The 18,904-nt window shown below is 70.8% G+C and carries 3 protein-coding genes; all 3 read left to right on the top strand.

Annotated features, from left to right (window positions below; translation table 11 throughout):
* Positions 1 to 7 precede the first annotated feature (7 nt).
* From ACSFA5_RS13150 to ACSFA5_RS13140, 3 genes are read left to right on the top strand one after another with little or no spacing between them, the layout of a single operon-like run.
* Positions 8 to 6,529 carry an amino acid adenylation domain-containing protein gene (locus ACSFA5_RS13150; RefSeq protein WP_435444481.1) on the top strand — a complete coding sequence of 2,174 codons (6,522 nt, stop codon included), beginning with the start codon at positions 8 to 10 and terminating at the stop codon, positions 6,527 to 6,529.
* Entirely contained in the window at positions 6,529 to 15,576 is a 9,048-nt protein-coding gene (locus ACSFA5_RS13145) for a non-ribosomal peptide synthetase (protein WP_435444480.1), read from the top strand. Before ACSFA5_RS13150 ends, ACSFA5_RS13145 begins: the two co-directional genes overlap by 1 nt.
* Positions 15,577 to 15,580: 4 nt before the next feature.
* On the top strand, positions 15,581 to 18,898 hold the full coding sequence (locus ACSFA5_RS13140) for a non-ribosomal peptide synthetase (RefSeq protein ID WP_435444479.1): 3,318 nt from the start codon (positions 15,581 to 15,583) through the stop codon (positions 18,896 to 18,898).
* The last annotated feature ends 6 nt before the right edge of the window (positions 18,899 to 18,904 follow it).

The following is an 18,904-nucleotide window of genomic DNA, read 5'->3' as shown; positions in this document are numbered from 1 at the left end:
GCCCCCAATGCCCGACATCCAGGATATCTCCGCACGCCGCGCCAACCTCAGCGCGGAACAGCGCGCCCGCCTGCAGCAGCGGCTGCGCGGCGCGAGCACCGCCGCGCGCCAGGCCGGGAGCGCCATCCCCCCGCGCCCCGAGCGCGAGCGCGCACCGCTGTCCTTCGCGCAGCGCCGCCAGTGGTTCCTGTGGAAGCTGGACCCGGCGCGCACGGCCTACCACCTGAGCGGCGGGCTGGTGCTGACCGGCCCGCTGGACACCGACGCGCTGCGCGCGAGCCTGCAGGCGCTGGTGGACCGCCACGAGTCGCTGCGCACCGTCTTCCGCGAGGAAGCCGACGGCGGCGCCGAGCAGGTCATTCAGCAGGGCGTGACTGTCGAGCTGCCCCGCATCGACTTGAGCGAGCTGGACACCGCGGCGCGCGAACAGGCGGTGCACGCCGAGGTGCGGCGCATTCGCACCGAGCCTTTCGATCTCACGCGCGGCCCGCTGATGCGCGCCGTGCTGCTGAAGACCGGTGCGCAGACGCACCAGCTGCTGGTGGTGATGCACCACATCGTGTCCGACGGATGGTCCGTGCAGCTCTCGCTCGACGAACTCGCCGCGCAGTACGCCGCGCGCGTGCAGGGCCCGACATCCGGATTGGCACTCGCGGCGCTGCCGGTCCAGTACGCCGACTACGCCGTGTGGCAGAACCAGTGGCTGGACGGCGGCGAGGGCGAACGCCAGCTGGCCTGGTGGCGCGACCACCTGGGCACGGAGCAGCCGGTGATCTCGCTGCACACCGACCGGCCGCGCAACGCCGACGGCCGCTACGGCTCGGCGCGCGTCACCCTCGCCTTGCCGGCAGGCACTGTGACACGGCTGCGCCAGCGGGCCCAGGGGCAGGGCGCCACCTTGTTCATGGCGTTGCTCGCGGGCTTCAATGCGCTGCTGTTCCGGCACACCGGGCAGACCGATGCGCGCGTGGGGGTGCCCATTGCCAACCGCAACCGCGCGGAGACGGTGGGCGTGGTGGGCTTTTTCGTCAACACGCAGGTGCTGCGTTCGCGGATGGGGGCGCGCACCACGCTGGCCGAGCTGCTCGTGCAGACACGCGACACCGCCATCGGCGCGCAGACCCACCAGGACCTGCCGTTCGAGCAGTTGGTCGGCGCGCTGCGGCCCGAGCGCAGCCTGAGCGCGAACCCGCTGTTCCAGGTGATGTTCAACCACGTGCGGCGTGACCACCGCTCGCTGGCCGACTGGCCGGGCGTGTCGGTGGAGCGGCTGGACTTCGAGGAAGAAGACGCGCAGTTCGAGCTCACGCTGCAGACGCTGGAGTTCGAGGACGGGCGGGTCGAGGCGAGCTTCCTGTATGCGGCTGAGCTGTTCGACAGGGAGACGGTCGAGAGGATGGCGGGGCACTACGTGGCGGTGCTTGAGGCGTTGGCTGTGCAGCCCGAGCTGGCGGTGGGGGATGTCGCTTTGATCGGTGCCGCCGAGCGTTCAAAGCTTGCGGCGTGGGGCGAGAACACGCGGCGCCATGAAGGCGCGCAGCCGGTGCATCGGCAGATCGAGGCGCATGCGAGGTTGCAGCCTTCTGCGCCTGCATTGGTCTTTGGTGAAGAAGCGCTGAGCTACTCGGAGCTCAATGCACGTGCGAACCGTCTTGCGCATCGCTTGATCGCTTTGGGCGTAGGACCCGATGTGCTGGTTGGCCTCTGCGTGGAGCGCTCCACAGAGATGATGGTGGGCATCATTGCTGTCTTGAAGGCTGGTGGGGCGTACGTTCCGCTCGATCCCGACTACCCGGCGGACCGGCTGGCCTACATGGTCGAGGACAGCGGCATCTCGCTGCTGTTGACCCAGAGCAGCTTGCGCTCGCTGATTCCTGGCGTGGACGCCCTTCAGGTGCTGGAGCTCGACACGCTCGATACGTTGTCCGAGTCAGAAGCTGATCCCCAAGTCAACCTGCATGGCGAGCACCTCGCCTACGTCATCTACACCTCCGGCTCCACAGGCCGCCCCAAAGGCGCAGCCATCCGCCATCAGGCCCTGTTCAGCTGCATGGCCTGGATGCAGGAGTTCTACACGCTCGAAAGCGCAGACACGGTCTTGCACAAGGCCCCCTTCGGCTTCGACGTGTCCGTGTGGGAGATGTTCTGGCCGTTGACTGCGGGAGCAAGGCTGGTCATTGCCAACCCCGGAGATCACCGCGACCCGGTGCGCCTGGTCGAGTTGATCCAGAAGCACCAGATCACGACGCTGAACTTCGTGCCCTCGATGCTGCAAGCCTTCCTTGCCTACGAAGGCATCGAAGCGACGACCAAGCTCAAGCACATCATCTGCGGCGGAGAGGCGATGCCTGCCGCCACGCAGAAGGAAGCATTGCAACGCCTGAGCGGCGCAACCTTGCAGAACCTGTACGGGCCGACGGAGACGACGATCCACGTCACTCAATGGACGTGCCGGGACGACGGAAGCACCCAAGTGCCGATCGGCCGGCCGATCAGCGAGACACAGGCGCATGTGCTGGACGAGAGCCTGAACGAAGTCCCTGCCGGTGTCGCTGGCGAGCTGTACCTGGGCGGCATCAACCTCGCACGCGGTTACCTGAAACGGGCCGGCCTGACTGCCGAACGATTCATTGCTGCCAACGACGGAAGCCGCCTGTACCGCACAGGCGACCTGGTGCGCTGGAACAACGAAGGCCAACTGGAGTACCTGGGCCGCATCGACCACCAGGTGAAGGTGCGGGGCTTCCGAATCGAGCTCGGCGAGATCGAAGCGCAGCTGCAGGCGCAGCCCGAAGTGCGAGAAGCCGTTGTGGTCGCCAACGAAGGCCCGTCCGGTGCAAGGCTGGTGGCCTACGTCTCCGGCAACGACATCGACACGCCAACACTCAGGGAACGCCTCGCTGAAGCATTGCCCGACTACATGGTGCCGAGCGTGATCATGGTGCTGGACGCATTGCCGCTGAACGCCAACGGCAAGGTAGACCGCAAGGCACTGCCGGCCCCGGAGTTCACCAGCGACCGAGCGTACGAAGCCCCCGAGGGGAAAGTCGAGAAAGCCCTCGCAGCGATCTGGGCCGAAGTACTCGCCGTACCCCTTGTGGGCCGCACCGACAATTTCTTCGAACTCGGCGGCGACTCCATCCTCAGCCTCAAGGTCGCCGCGCGCGCGGCACGGGTCGGCGTGCACCTCACGCCTCGCCAGATGTTCGAACACCAGAGCGTGGCGCGCATCGCGCATGCGCTCCAGGCCGGCCGCCCCGCGGAGACGCAGGCGATTCCCGTGCTGGGTGCGGCGCAGCGCGCCGGCAAACTGGCCTTGTCGCACGCACAGCTGCGCCAGTGGTTCCTGTGGCAGCTCGATCCGTCGAGCACCGCGTACCACATCAGCGGCGCGCTGAAGCTCGTGGGCCCGCTCGATGAGTCGGCCGTGCGTGCGAGCTTCGACGCGCTGGTGCAGCGCCACGCATCGCTGCGCACCGTGTTCCGCGCCGACGCACAGGGCCTGGCCGAGCAGGTCGTCCAGGAAGCCGTCCCGCTCGAACTGGCAACGCTCGACCTGGCCGCGTGGCGCACCGAGGCCGAACGCGAAGTGCGCAGCCGCGAAGAGGCGCTGCGCCTGAGCCACACGCCCTTCGACCTGGCCGCGGGCCCGCTGCTGCGCGTCGGGCTGATCCGCCTCGCAGCGGACCAACACCTGCTCGTCGTGGTGATGCACCACATCGTGTCCGACGGCTGGTCGATGCAGGTGCTCGTCGACGAATTCGTGGCGCACTACCGCGCCCGTGTGCAGGGCGCCGCGGTCGTGCTGCCGCCGTTGCCGATCCAGTACACCGACTACGCCGCGTGGCAGCGCGACTGGCTCGAAGCCGGCGAACGCGATCGCCAGCTGGCGTACTGGACCCACCACATCGGCACCGAACAACCCGTGCTGCAACTGCCCACCGACCACGCCAGAAAGGCCGACGGCCGCTATAGCGCCGTGCGGCACGGCTTCGAACTGCCGGGCGATCTGGTGCAGCGTTTGCAACGGCGCCTGCAGGGCCAGGGCGCCACGCTGTTCATGGGGCTGCTGGCGGGCTTCCAGGTGCTGCTGAGCCGCTACACCGGCGAGCCCGACATCCGCGTGGGCGTGCCCGTGGCCAACCGCCACCGTGCCGAGACCGAAGGCGTCATCGGCTTCTTCGTCAACACGCAGGTGCTGCGCAACGTGCTCGACGGGCGCGAGAGCCTGGCGCGCGTGCTGGCCCGCGCGAAAGACGCGGCGTTGGGCGCGCAGGCGCACCAGGACCTGCCGTTCGAGCAACTGGTCGAAGCGTTGCAGCCCGAGCGCAGCCTGGGCGCCAGCCCGCTGTTCCAAGTCATGTTCAATCACCAGCGGGGCGGCCTGCAGGCGCTGCATCGGCTGCCCGGGCTCACACTGACCGCGTGCGACCTGGACGCGCAGGCGGCGCAGTTCGAGCTGACGCTGGAGACCAGCGAAGGCGACGACGGCCGCGTGACGGCGAGCTGGCGCTACGCGGCGGAACTGTTCGCGCCGCAGACCATCGCGCGCATGGCGGGCCACTACCTCGCGGTGCTGGCGGCGCTGGCCGACTGCCCCGGGCAGGCGGTGGGCGACGTGGTGCTCTTGCCGCAAGCCGAGCGCGCCCAGCTCGCTGCATGGGGCGCACCCACGCAAGCAGCCGAAGCGACTGCAGCGGCTGGAACGCCCGAAACGGCGGAACCCATCCACCGCCTGATCGAACGCCAGGCGCAGGCGCGCCCCGATGCGGTGGCGCTGGTCTTCGGCGCGCAGACGCTGGGCTACGGCGAACTCAATGCGCAGGCCAACCGCCTTGCACACCGGTTGATCGCGCTCGGTGTAAGGCCCGAGACCCGGGTGGGCCTCGCGGTGGAGCGTTCGCTCGAGATGGTGGTGGGCATCCTGGCCATCCTGAAGGCCGGCGGCGCCTACGTGCCGCTGGACCCCGACTACCCCGCGGACCGGCTGGCCTTCATGGTGGCCGACAGCGGCATCGCGCTGCTGCTCACGCAGGCCCACCTGCAGGCGCCCGCCATCGGAGGGCTGCAGGTGCTGCCGCTGGACACGCTCGACCTGTCCGCCGAGCCCGTCACCAACCCCGAGGTCGGGCTGCACGCCGACAGCCTCGCCTACGTCATCTACACCTCCGGCTCCACGGGCCGGCCCAAGGGCGCGCAGCTTTGCCATCGCAACGTGAGCCGCCTGCTCGGCGCCACCGACGCGTGGTTCGGCTTCGGCCCCGACGACGTCTGGACGCTGTTCCACTCCTACGCCTTCGACTTTTCCGTGTGGGAAATCTTCGGGGCGCTGTGCACCGGCGGCAAGCTGGTGATCGTGCCGTTCTGGGTCAGCCGCTCGCCGGAGGATTTCTTGCAGCTGCTGCGCACGCAGCGCGTGACCGTGCTCAACCAGACGCCTTCGGCCTTCGGGCAACTGGCCGGCCTGCCGCCGTCGCACCAAGTCGGCCTGGCGCTTCGCACGGTGATCTTCGGCGGCGAGGCGCTGGACCCGCAACGCCTGCGCGGCTGGATCGAGCGGCACGGCGACGACAGCCCCCGGCTGTTCAACATGTACGGCATCACCGAGACCACGGTGCACGTGACCTGCAGGCGCATCACCGCCGCCGACCTGGTGCAGGCGCGCAGCCCCGTGGGCATCGCGATCCCCGACCTGGGGCTGCGCGTGCTCGACGGGCAGCTCAACCCGATGCCGCTGGGCGCCGCGGGCGAGCTGTACGTGTCGGGCGCCGGGCTGGCGCGCGGCTACCTGAACCGCGCAGGCCTGACGGCCGAGCGCTTCATCGCGGCGGAAGACGGCGCTCGCCTGTACCGCACCGGTGACCTGGTGAAGTGGAACCAGGAGGGCCAGCTGGCGTACCTGGGGCGCATCGACCACCAGGTGAAGGTGCGGGGCTTTCGCATCGAGCTGGGGGACATCGAGGCCGCCCTGCTGGCGCAGCCGGAGGTTCGCGACGCGGTGGCACTCGCCAGCGAGGGCCCGGGGGGCACGCGGCTGGTGGGCTACGTGGCCCCGCAGGGGGACCGGGCGATCGACGCGGCCGCGCTGCGCGAGCGCCTGGGCGAGCTGTTGCCCGAGCACATGGTCCCGTCGGTGCTGGTGGTGCTCGGCGCGCTGCCGCTGACCCCGAACGGCAAGGTGGACCGCAAGGCGCTGCCGGCGCCGGAGTTCCTGCCCGGCAATGCGTACGAAGCGCCCCGGGGGGAGGCCGAAGAAAAGCTGGCCGCCGTCTGGGCCGAGGTGCTGGGCGTGGAGCGCGTGGGCCGCGACGACAACTTCTTCGAGCTGGGCGGGCACTCGCTGCTTTCCACGCGGCTGGTGGCGCGCCTGCACGCGGCCATGCCGGGCGGGCTCACGGTGCGCGACGTCTTCCAGTACCCGACCCTGGCCGCCATGGCCGAACGGATGGCCGCCGCCCTTCGGGACAGTCCCGCGGCCCAGGCCCTTTCAGAAATCGATTCGCTGCTGGACAGCATGGAGACCGTCTGATGGAAACCGCAGCAACCCGTCGCATCGCCGAGCGCTTCTCGCGCCTGTCGAGCGAGCAGCGCCGCGTGGTGTACGAGGGAATCCGTGCCCGGGGCCTGACGCTCGGGCAGTTCCCCATCCTGCCGCGCGAGGACGCGGCGCGGCACCGCTGCCCCGTCTCCTACGCGCAGCTGCGCCAGTGGTTCCTGTGGCAGCTCGATCCGCAGAGCACGGCGTACCACATCAGCGATGCGCTCAAGCTCACGGGGCCGCTGGACGCCGACGCGGTGCACGCGAGCTTCAAGGCCTTGGTGGCACGACACGAATCGCTGCGCACGGTGTTTCGCGCCGACGCCGACGGACTGGCCGAGCAGCTGATTCGCGACAGCGGCGAGCTCGACTTCACGCTGCTGGACCTGGGCGATGCCGATGCCGGCGCGCGCGAAGCCATGGCCCGCGACGCGGTGCGGCGCATCTGCCACACGCCCTTCGACCTGACGCAAGGACCGCTGATGCGGGTGGCGCTGGTTCGCCTGGCGCCTGACACGCACCTGCTGGTGCTGGTGATGCACCACATCGTGTCCGACGGCGGATCGCTGCAGATCGTCGTGGACGAGTTCGTGGCGCAGTACCGCGCCTGCGTGCGGCACGAAGCGGTGGCGTTGCAGCCAATGCCGGTCCAGTACGCCGACTACGCGGTGTGGCAGCGGCATTGGCTGGAAGCCGGCGAGCAGGAGCGCCAGCTGGCCTACTGGAAGGCGCAGCTCGGCGACGCGCAGCCGGTGCTTCAGCTGCCGCTGGACCGCGCCCGAAGGCCCGATGCCCGCTACGGCGCAGCCAGCCATCGGGTCGAACTGCCGGCGTCGCTGGTCGACGGGCTGCAGAAGCGGGCCCGCAGCCAGGGGGGCACGGTGTTCATGGTGCTGCTGGCCGGCTTCCAGGTGCTGCTCGGGCGTTGCAGCGGCCAGGAAGACATTCGCGTGGGCGTGCCGATCGCGAACCGCCACCGCATGGAGACCGAGGGCGTCGTCGGCTTCTTCGTCAACACGCAGGTGCTGCGCGCGGCGGTGGACAGCCGCAGCAGCCTGCTGCAGGTGCTGGCGCGCACGCAGGAGGCGGCGCTGGGCGCGCAGATGCACCAGGACCTGCCGTTCGAGCAACTGGTCGAGGCCCTGCAGCCCGAGCGCATTCCGGGCGTGCAGCCGCTGTTCCAGGTGCTGTTCAATCACCAGCGCGCGGACTTCTCGGCCCTGGAAGGGCTGCCGGGGCTCACGCTGGCGCCGTGGGACCTGGGCACCCAGGCCGCGCAGTTCGAGCTGATGCTGGTCACCGACGAAAGCCCCGACGGCCGGCTGCATGCGAAGTTCAGCTATGCGCCGGAGCTGTTCGATGCCTCGACCATCGAGCGCATGGCGGGCCACTACCTGGCGGTGCTGCAGGCCCTGGCGCAGCGCCCCGAGCAGACCGTGGGCGAGGTGGCGCTGTTGAGCGAGGCCGAAAGCGTGCAGCTGGAGGCCTGGTGCGCGAAGGCGCAAGGCTTCGACCAGTCGACGCCGGTGCACCGCCTGGTCGAACGGCAGGCCGCGGCGCATCCCGACGCCACGGCGCTGGCGCTCGGCGACCGGACGATGAGCTACGGCGAACTCAATGCCAGGGCCAACCGCCTCGCCCATCACCTGATCGGTTTGGGCGTGAAGGCGGAGACCCGGGTGGGCATTGCGGTGGAACGCTCCATGGAGATGGTGGTGGGCCTGCTGGGCATCCTGAAGGCCGGCGGCGCCTATGTGCCGCTGGACCCGGCGTACCCGCCCGAGCGGCTCGCCTACATGGTGCGCGACAGCGGCGTGGCGCTGCTGCTGACGCAAAGCCACCTGCAGTCGCTGGTGCCGGGCGCCGAGGCGCTGCGCGTGCTGGCGCTGGACACGCTGGACCTGCACGCGCAGCCGCAGGGCAACCCGCAGGTCGCGGTGCACGGCCAGAACCTGGCCTACGTGATCTACACCTCGGGCTCCACCGGCAGGCCCAAGGGCGCGCAGATGTGCCATGGCAACGTGACGCGGCTGCTGGACGCGACCGACGCCTGGTTCGGGTTCGGACCGCAAGACACCTGGACCCTGTTCCATTCCTATGCCTTCGATTTCTCCGTCTGGGAAATCTTCGGGGCGCTGTGTACCGGCGGCACGCTGGTCATCGTGCCGTTCTGGGTCAGCCGCTCGCCGGAGGACTTCCTGCAACTGCTGCGCTCGCGCAAGGTGACGGTGCTCAACCAGACGCCGTCGGCGTTCGGCCAGCTGGCCAGCCTGCCGCAGGCCTACCTGGACCACCGGGACGACCGTGACGGCCGGGACGGCGAGGGCGACCAGGACCGCCTGTCGCTGCGCGTGGTGATCTTCGGCGGCGAGGCGCTGGACCCGCAGCGGCTGCGCCAGTGGATCGCGCACCACGGCGACCACAGCCCGCAGCTGGTCAACATGTACGGCATCACCGAGACGACGGTGCACGTGACCTGTCGCCGAGTCACCGCGGCGGACCTGGACCGGCAGCGCAGCCCGGTCGGCCTGGCGATTCCGGACCTCGGGCTGCGGGTGCTCGATGCGCAGCTGAACCTGGTGCCGGTGGGCGTGCCCGGCGAGCTGCACGTGTCGGGTGCCGGCCTGGCGCGCGGCTACCTGCACAGGGCCGGCCTCACGTCGGAGCGCTTCGTGGCGGCGGCGAACGGAGAGCGGCTGTACCGCACGGGCGACCTGGTGCGCTGGGACGCCGAAGGGCAGCTGGCGTACCTGGGGCGCATCGACCACCAGGTGAAGGTGCGTGGCTTTCGCATCGAGCTGGGAGAGATCGAGGCGCAGCTGCTGGCGCAGCCCGAGGTGCGGGAAGCCGTGGTGGTGGCCGACGAAGGCCCCGCCGTCACGCGCCTGGTGGGCTATGTGTCGGCGCACGCGGGCCATGTGGCCGACGTTGCGCAGCTGAAGTCGCGGCTGGGCGAAGCCTTGCCCGACTACATGGTTCCCGCCGTGGTCATGGTGCTAGACGGGCTGCCGTTGAACGCGAACGGAAAGGTCAACCGGCAGGCGTTGCCGGCGGTGGCGTTCACGAGCGAGCGGGCGTACGAGGCGCCCGTGGGCGCGCACGAGCAGAAGCTCGCGGCCATCTGGGCCGACGTGCTCGGCGTGGAACGCGTGGGCCGCGAGGACAGCTTCTTCGAGCTGGGCGGCCATTCGCTGCTGGCGCTGCGGCTGCTGGAGCGCATGCGCGCCCAAGGCCTGGCCGCGCAGGTGCGCACGCTGTTCCAGCAGCCCCGGCTCGGCGCCTTCGCGCAGGCGTCGGCGCAGGCGCCGGCGCGGGCCGAGGTGGTGGTTCCTGCCAACGGCATTCCGGCGGAGTGCCGGGCCATCGGGCCGGGGATGCTGACGCTGGTGGCGCTGGACGCGCGGCAGATCGCGCGCATCGAGGCGGCCGTGCCGGGCGGGGCCGCCAACATCCAGGACATCTATCCCCTGGTGCCCATGCAGGAGGGCATGCTTTTTCATCACCGCCTGCATGCCGAGGCGGACGCCTACGTCACGCTGAACAGCCTGAGCTTCGACAGTCGCGAAGGGCTGCTGCGCTTCGTCGCCAGCTTCAACGAGGTGATCGCGCGCCACGACATCCTGCGAACCGCCGTCATGTGGGAAGAACTCCCCGAACCGGTGCAGGTGGTGCATCGCCAGGCCGCGCTCGCGCTCCAGTGGCTCGCCGATGCAGCGCCGGCCGGCCTGCGCATCGACGTGCGCAAGGCGCCGATGCTCGCGGCCGTCGCAACGCATGACGCGGCCAACGCCCGCTGGCTGCTCCAGCTGTCCAGCCATCACCTGGTGGTGGACCACACCACGCTGGAACTGGTGGTCGAGGAAATCGCGCTGATCCAGCAAGGGCGGCGGGCCGAACTGCCGGCGCCCGTGCCGTTCCGGCGCTTCGTCGGCCAGGCCCGGCTGGACGGCGACCAGGCCGGGCACCAGGCCTTCTTCAGCCAGATGCTGGCCGACGTGGACGAGACGACGGCACCCTTCGGCCTGCTCGATGTGCAGGGCGACGGCACCCGGGTGCGGGAGGCCTCGGTGGTGCTGGACACCGGGCTCGCGGCGCAGGTCAGGCGCCAGGCGCAGGCGCACGGCGTGAGCGCCGCCGCGCTGTTCCACACGGCCTGGGCGATGGTGCTGGGCAAGACCGCGGGCCGGGACGACGTGGTGTTCGGCACCGTGCTGTTCGGGCGCATGCAGGGCGGTGCGAACGTGGACCGCGCCCTGGGCATGTTCATCAACACGCTGCCCGTGCGCATCCGGCTGGGAACGCAAGGCGTGCAGGCCTGCGTTCGGCACACGCATGCGGCGCTGATCGAGCTGATGCACCACGAATACGCCAGCCTGTCGCTGGCGCAGCGCTGCAGCGGACTGCCGCAGCGCATGCCGCTGTTCACGGCGCTGCTGAACTACCGCTACGGCGCGCGGCAGGGCAAGCCGGCAAACACTGTCGAAGCGGGCCAGCCGTGGCAGGGCATGCAGATCCTGGGCAGCAGGGAGCGCACCAACTACCCGGTCGAGATGGCGGTGGACGACCTGGGCGAAGGCTTTGCGCTGGCCGCGCAGATTCATGAATCGGTGGACGCCGGGCGCGTGTGCGGCCTGATGATCGCCGCCGTCCAGGCCATCGTGCAGGCCCTGTCGCAGCAGCCCGAGCGGCGGGTCTGCGAACTCGAGGTGATGTCCGGCGACGAGCAGCGCCAGCTCGCCGCGTGGGGCGAAAACACCGTGCGCTACGACGCCGACCTGCCGGTGCACCGGCTGATCGAGCGCCAGGTCGCGCGCCATCCGCAGGCGGTCGCGCTGGTCTTCGGCGACCAGGCCCTGAGCTACGCGGAACTCAACGCACGGGCCAATCGCCTGGCCCATTGCCTGATCGCGCTGGGCGTGAAGCCGGAGGCCAGGGTGGGCATCGCGGTGGAGCGCTCCATCGACATGGTGGTGGCCGTGCTGGCGGTCCTGAAGGCCGGCGGTGCCTATGTGCCGCTCGACCCGGAACACCCGGCGGACCGGCTGGCCTACATGGTGGCCGAGAGCGGCATCGGATGGCTGCTCACGCAGAGCCGGCTGGGCGCCCTGTGGCCGCGCGCCGGGGCGCTTCGGGTGCTGGCGCTGGACACGCTGGACACCGGCGGCTACGCCGATGCAAACCCGCAGGTCGCGCTGGACGGCGAGAACCTGGCCTACGTCATCTACACCTCCGGCTCCACCGGGAAGCCGAAGGGCGTGATGGTGCGGCACCGGTCGCTCAGCCACTTCATGCACAGCATGAAAGACGCGCCGGGCATGGCACCGGACGACGTGCTGGTGGCGGTCACCTCGCTGTCGTTCGATATCGCGGCCCTGGAGCTGTACCTGCCGCTGCTGAGCGGCGCGCGCATCGTGCTGGCGTCCAGGGATGCCGTGCGAAGCGGCGGCGCGCTCGGCGAGCTTCTGCATGCCTGCGGTGCCACGGTGCTGCAGTCGACGCCCGCGGGCTGGCGGCTGTTGCGGGCCACCGGGTGGAACGGCAGCCGGCGCGCGAACTTCAAGGGCCTGTGCGGCGGAGAAGCGCTGCAGCAGGACCTTGCCGACGATCTGGCGGCGCTCGGTGTCGAGCTGTGGAACATGTACGGTCCCACCGAAACGACGATCTGGTCCACGGCCGCGCGGGTTCGCGGCACGCCGCGCATCGGCGGGCCGATCGCGGCGACGACGCTCCATGTGCTGGACGGGTTCCTGAACCCGGCGCCCGTGGGCGTGCAGGGCGAGCTGTTGCTGGGCGGCATCGGCCTGGCGCGCGGCTACTTCCAGCGCGCCGGCCTCACGTCGGAGCGTTTCGTGGCGGCGGCGAACGGGGAGCGGCTGTACCGCACGGGCGACCTGGTGCGCTGGGACGCCGAAGGGCAGCTGGCGTACCTGGGGCGCATCGACCACCAGGTGAAGGTGCGCGGCTTTCGCATCGAGCTGGGAGAGATCGAGGCGCAGCTGCTGGCGCAGCCCGAGGTGCGGGAAGCCGTGGTGGTGGCGCACGAAAGTGCGAATGGTGCGGGTGGCACCGGTGGTGCGTCGCTGGTCGGCTACATCGCCCTGCAGGCCGGGCAGGCGATGGACACCGCCGTGCTGCGAACGCGGCTCGCGGCGGCGTTGCCCGACTACATGGTTCCGGCCGCCGTCGTCGTGCTCGAGCGCCTGCCCCTGAACGGCAACGGCAAGGTCGATCGCAAGGCACTGCCCGCGGCGCAGTTCGCGAGCGAGCGGGCCTACGAGGCACCCGCCGACGCGGTGGAAGCGCAGCTGGCCGCCCTCTGGGCCCAGGTGCTGGGCGTGGCGCGCGTGGGGCGGCACGACAATTTCTTCGAGCTCGGCGGGCATTCGCTGCTGGCTGCGCAGCTGGCGTCGAGGGCCCGCGTCGAAGGCGGCTTCGAGCTGCCGCTGCGCCAGATCTTCGAGCACCCGGTGCTCCTCGATCTTGCAGGCGTGGCCCGCCAGGCGATGCACGAGGCCCCGCCGGCCGGCCAGGTGCCGGTGCTGCAACCGATCGGCCGCGCGGCCGAGATGAAGCTCTCGCCCGCGCAACAGCGCCTGTGGCTGGTGAACCGGCTGGCCGATGCATCGGCCGGCCGGCACGCGGCCTACAACATCTCCGCGGCGCTGCGTCTGTCGGGCGCGCTCGACGTCGATCTGGTCCGGGCCACGCTCGATGCGCTCGTGCAGCGGCACGAAGTGCTGCGCACCTGGTTCCCCGAGAACGACGACGGCGATCCCGTGGCGCGCATCGCGCCGGGCGGTGGCCTTGTCGTTCCGCTGGCGGACCTCTCGGACCTCTCGGGCCTCTCGGGCGAAGGCCAGGCGAGCGCGATGCACGCCGCGCTCGCCGCGCACGCGGCCACCGCGTTCGACCTGGGCGCCCGCCCGGCCTTCGCGGCCGCCGTGCTGCGCCTGCAGCCCGAGGTGCATGTGCTGCTGCTGTGCGTGCACCACATCGTGTTCGACGGCTGGTCGGAAGCGGTCTTCGTGCAGGACTTCATGGCCCTGTACGCGGCGCTGCGGGCCGGGCGGGCTTCGCCGCTCGCGCCCCTCGCCATCCAGTACGCGGACTACGCCGACTGGCATCACCGCAAGATCGCGCAGCACTTTGAGCGCGACGCCGCGTTCTGGCGCGACTACCTGCAAGGCGCCCCCGCCGTGTCCACGCTGGGCCCCGACCGCGCGCGCCCCCGCGTGGCGTCGGCGGAGGGCGACACGGTCGGCATCGACGTGGGGCACGCGCTCGCGCAGGCGTTGCACGGCCTGGCCAGGGCGCAGAAGACCTCGCTGTACGTGGTGCTGCTGTCAGCCTTCCTGCTGATGCTGCACCGGCAGGCGGCCGCCGACGACCTGGTGGTCGGCACCGACGTTGCCGGGCGCGACCACCCGGCGCTCGAGGACCTGATCGGCTTCTTCGTCGGCGTGGTGCCGCTGCGCTCCCGGCTCACGCCCGCGCTGGCGTTCGTGCAGTGGCTCGCGAAGGTCAAGGAGAGCGTGCTGTCGGCCTTCGAGCACCAGGACGTGCCGTTCGAGCAGATCGTCGAGCTGGCCGGCGTGCCCCGCACCCGTGAACACAGCCCGCTGGTGCAGGTGCTGTTCGTCATGCAGAACACGCCCGAAGGGCGCTTCGAGATCCCGGGCGTCGTCGTCGAGCCCATCGCGAAACCCGTGACCACCTCGAAGTTCGATCTCGCGGTCTTCGTGAGCGAGAGCGCGCGCGGCCTGCGCGCCGAGTGGACCTTCGCCTCCGGCCTGTACCGGCGCGAAACCATCGAGCGCGCATCGCTCGCATGGCGCGACCTGTTGCAGCAGGTGGTCGCCGCACCCGAGGGGCTGCTGGAGCATTTCGTCATTCAAGCCAACCCGGAAAGAAAAACCATGTCATCCAGTTCGCCCGCGCTGGGCAAGTTGCACAAGCTCAGGAAATTCGCGGACAAGGAGCGTGGTGCCCCGGCGGCGCCGCGCCCGCCCGTGCGCACCTCCTTCCTTTCAGCGCAGCGGGCGTTCCCGCTGGTCATCGAGGCCGCGAGCGGCGACATCGACGCGGTGGCGTGGGCCCGCGAACAGCGCGACTACATCGAGGCCAGCCTGTGCACGCATGGCGGCATCCTGCTGCGCAACTTCGGCCTGCGCACGCCGCAGGAGTTCGAGGCCTTCGCGGAAGTGATCGAGCCCGAGCTCTACGGCGGCTACGGCGATCTGCCGAAGAAGGAGGGCGGGCGCAACACCTACCGCTCGACGCCGTACCCCGAGCGCCAAATGATCCTGTATCACAACGAGAGCTCGCATCTCGAGCGCTGGCCGCGCAAGCAGTGGTTCTTCTGCGAGCAGCCTTCGCCCGTGGGCGGCGCCACGCCCATCGTCGATTGCCGGGAGATGCTGCGCCACCTGCCGCCCGACATGGTGGCCGAGTTCGAGCGCAAGGAGCTGCTGTACGTGCGCACCTTCATGCCCCGGCTGGACGTGAGCTGGCAGCACTTCTTCAAGACCGACAGCAAGGCGCAGGTCGAGCACCGCCTTGCGCTGGCCGGCACGGCCTGGCGCTGGCTGGACGACCAGACGCTGCAGACGCGCACCCGCTGTCCCGCGGTGATCACGCACCCGGTCACGGGAGAGCGCGTGTTCTTCAACCAGGTCCAGCTGCACCACGCGAGCTGCCTGGAGGCGGACGCGCGCGAAGACCTGCTGGCCGTGGCCGGCGGCCTGGACCGGCTGCCGCGCCACGTGACCTATGGCGACGGCACGCCGATCGACGACCAGACCATGGCCGTCGTCGGCCGTGCGTATGAAGCCTGCGCCGTGCGCTTCGACTGGCGCCAGGGCGACGTGGTGATGCTCGACAACATGCTCGCGGCGCACGCGCGCGACCCGTACGAGGGGCCGCGCAAGATCGTGGTCGCGATGGGCGCGATGTGCGACCGCGCCATGCTCGCGCAAGCGGCCGGCGCAGGCGACAGGTCGCCCGCCGCCGCAGGGCGGCCCGTGGTGTCGGAGGGCTGAAGCCATGGCTGCGATGTTCGAGCACCATTCTTCTTCCTCTTCGTCTTCTTCGTCCTTGCCGCTCAGCCCCGAGCAGCGTGCCGTCTGGGCCCAGCACGGCGAGCAGGCCGCGATCGGCGCGCCCAAGCTCGTGCTGCTGGCCGACATCGAAGGCGAGCTCGATGCGGCGCGCCTGGAGGCCGCGGTGCAATCGGTGGTGCGAGCCCATGGCGCCTTGCACGCGGCGGTGTTGCAGGTGCCGGGTTTCCGTGGCTTGCGGCAGCAGGCGGGCGATGCGGCGCCGCCGCTGCAATGGCACAGGATCGACCTTCGCGGTGGCGCCGACCGCGCCGACTGCGCGGCCGCGCTGGCCGACTGGAGCGCCGCCTGCACGCAAGCGCCGCTGGACGTTGCAAGCGGCGCGATGCTGCGCGTCGGCATCGCCCGGGTCGGCGAAACGCGGCACAAGCTGCTGCTGGTGGCCAGCGTGTTCGCCGCGGACAAGGGCAGCCTGCACGGCTTGCTGGACCAGGTGGCCACGGCCTGCCTGACGGGGCAGGCCGTCGATGCGGACGAGGTCTTTCAGTACGCGCAGTTCGTCGAATGGCGCCAGGACCTCGACGGCGCCGACGAAGCGGTCGAAGGGCGCGCCTATTGGCGTGCCTGCATCGAAGGTGCCGACGCGCTGCAGGCGCCACGGCTGAACACCCGCATGGACGGGGAGCGCGAGGCCACGCCGGCGGGCGTGCGCGCACGCATCCGCCACACGCTGCCTCTTGACGCGACGCTCGCTGCCCGCGCGCAGGAAGTGGCCGGGCAGAACGGATGCGACACGGCGCTGCTGATGCAGGCCGTGTGGTGGCTGCTGCTGGCGCGGCTGGCGGGCCACCGGCCGTTCGTTGCCGGCTGGCAGAACGATTGCCGGCGCGACTACGAAGTGATGCAGGGCGCCGTGGGTGTGTTCGAGAAGATCCTGCCGATGGTGGTGGACATCGCGCCCGAAACGCGTTTTACGGACTGGCTCGCGCGCCTGGGCGCAACGCTCGAGGCGCACACCGAGGCGCAGGAGTACTGGGCGATCGATGCGCCGCCGATGTCCGCGCACCTCGACGTGGGGTTCACGTTCGACGAGGCGCCGGTGCGGCTGCAGGGCGGCATGGCTTGGCGCGTGGAGGCCGCGCCCGGGCCGTCGCCCTGCTTCGAGCTGGCGCTGCAGGTCGGGCAGATCGGGCAGGCCGGACAGCCCGGGCAGGGGGTCTCCCTGCGCGTGCATGCCGATGCAGCGCGCCACTCGCCGCAGTCGCTGGAGCGGCTGCTGTGGCAGTACGCCACCTTGCTGGCGAGTGCCCTGGCGCAGCCGCATGCGCCGGTCGGCGGTCTTGCGCTGGTCGGCGAGCGCGAGCGCGAACTGCTGCTGCGCGCGGCCCATGGCGCGGTGGCCGACTTCGGAACCCTCACGCTGGGCGAGCAGGTCGCCGGCTGGGCGCGCGCGACGCCGGACGCGCCCGCGCTGGAGGCTGGCGATGTGCGGCTGAGCTACCGCGAATTCGATGCGCGAATCGACCGCATGGCGCGCGGCCTGCGGGCCCGGGGGGCCGTGGCAGGCACGCTGGTGGCGCTCGACCTGCCGCGCTCGGCCGACCTGCTGGTGGCGATGCTCGCGAGTTGGCGAATCGGAGCGGGCTACCTGCCGTTGGACCCCGAGTGGCCCGCCGCCCGCCGCCAGGCCGTGTTGGAAGATGCCAGGCCGTCGCTCGTGCTCCATGCCGCCGTGCCGTTGCCGGCCGGCCCCGTGCCGTGGCGACAGGTTTCGCTGGACGCCATGGACGCCATGGACGACAAGGACCTCGGCGGCGCGGCCGACAGCGTGCCGGCACACCGGCCCGCCCTGCACGACCTGGCCTATGTGCTCTACACCTCGGGCTCGACCGGCACGCCCAAGGGCGTGGTGATCGAGCAGGGCCAGCTGCTCAACTACGTGGCCGCGGTGTCGTCGGCCATGGACCTGGGCCGGTGCCGCCGCTGGGCGCTCACCAGCTCGGTCGTCGCGGACCTGGGCAACACGGCGCTCTTCAGCGCGTTCCACAACGGCGCCTGCCTCGTCGTGGCAGGACCGGGCGACGTGAAGGACGCGCACGCCTTCGCGAACTTCATGCGCGAGCGCCGCGTCGACGCACTCAAGATGGTGCCCTCCCACCTGGAGGCCCTGCTGGAAGACGAGGCGCCGCAGCTGCCCGCCACGCTGGTGCTGGGCGGCGAGGCCGCACCGCGCTCGCTCATCGAGCGCATCGCCCGGCTTGCACCGCAGACCGTGGTCTACAACCACTACGGCCCCACGGAAACGACGGTGGGTGTGATGGTGCACCGGGTGTCCGCAGGCGGGGCGGCGGCCGCGTCCGCGCTCTCGGGCGCGGCTTCGGTCTTGCCGCTGTCTCGCGTGCTGGCGAACAACCGTGTCCACGTGCTGGACGAGGCCTTGCAACCGGTGCCTGCCGGCGCGCTCGGGGCGGTGTACGTCGGCGGCGCGCAGCTGTGCCGCGGCTACCTGAACCGGGAGGTGGAGGGCGCCTTCGTGGCCGATCCGTTCCTGCCCGGGCAAAGGCTCTACCGCACGGGCGACCTGGCGTGCGTGCTGCCCGAAGGGGGGCTGCGCCTGGCGGGACGCGCCGACGACCAGGTCAAGGTGCGGGGCTTTCGGGTGGAGCCGGCCGAGGTGGAGGCGGTGTTGCTGTCGCAGCCCGGCGTGCGGCAGGCCGTGGTTCTGGTTCTGGCGCCGGCCGGCGGCGGTGCCGACGCCGAGCTCCGGGCCTTCGTCGTGGCCGACGCAGCGCTCGCATCCGAGGCCGGCCGTGCGGCGCTGACGGGGCAGCTGGCCACGCTGTTGCCGGCGCACATGGTGCCCGCGCGTTGCACCTTCGTCGCGGAGTTCGCGCGGCTGCCGAACGGAAAAATCGACCGGCAGTCGTTGCGGGCCGCGGCAGGTGCCGACGAGCGGGGCGCGGGCATGGCGGGCACGGCGGCTGCGGCGGTGGTGACGCCGCCGCGCGACGCCCTTGAATCGGTGCTGGCCGAGTGCATGGCCACGCTGGTCCGGCGCGACGCCATCGGCGTGGACGACGACTTCTTCGAACTGGGCGGGCATTCGCTGCTGGTGATCAAGCTGGTGGCGCGCCTGCGCAAGCTGCTGCGCGTCGATGTGGCGCCGGGGCTGGTGTTCGACCATCCCTCGGTCGCCACGCTGGCGGCGGCGCTTCGGGCGATGGAGGGCGCGGACACCGAGCGAATGGAAACATGGGCGCGCACTCACGAAGAGGCCCGGCGCATGGATGCGCCCGCCGCATGAGCGGCG

The sequence above is a fragment of the Variovorax monticola genome (genome assembly GCF_051216855.1).
In the GTDB taxonomy this organism is placed as follows: Bacteria; Pseudomonadota; Gammaproteobacteria; order Burkholderiales; family Burkholderiaceae_C; genus Variovorax.
This window is presented reverse-complemented; position numbering and strand designations above follow the sequence as displayed.

Coding starts and splice junctions, on each gene's coding strand:
- ACSFA5_RS13150 (WP_435444481.1), top strand. CDS start 8: ATGCCCGACATCCAGGATATCTCCGCACGCCGCGCCAACCTCAGCGCG.
- ACSFA5_RS13145 (WP_435444480.1), top strand. CDS start 6,529: ATGGAAACCGCAGCAACCCGTCGCATCGCCGAGCGCTTCTCGCGCCTG.
- ACSFA5_RS13140 (WP_435444479.1), top strand. CDS start 15,581: ATGGCTGCGATGTTCGAGCACCATTCTTCTTCCTCTTCGTCTTCTTCG.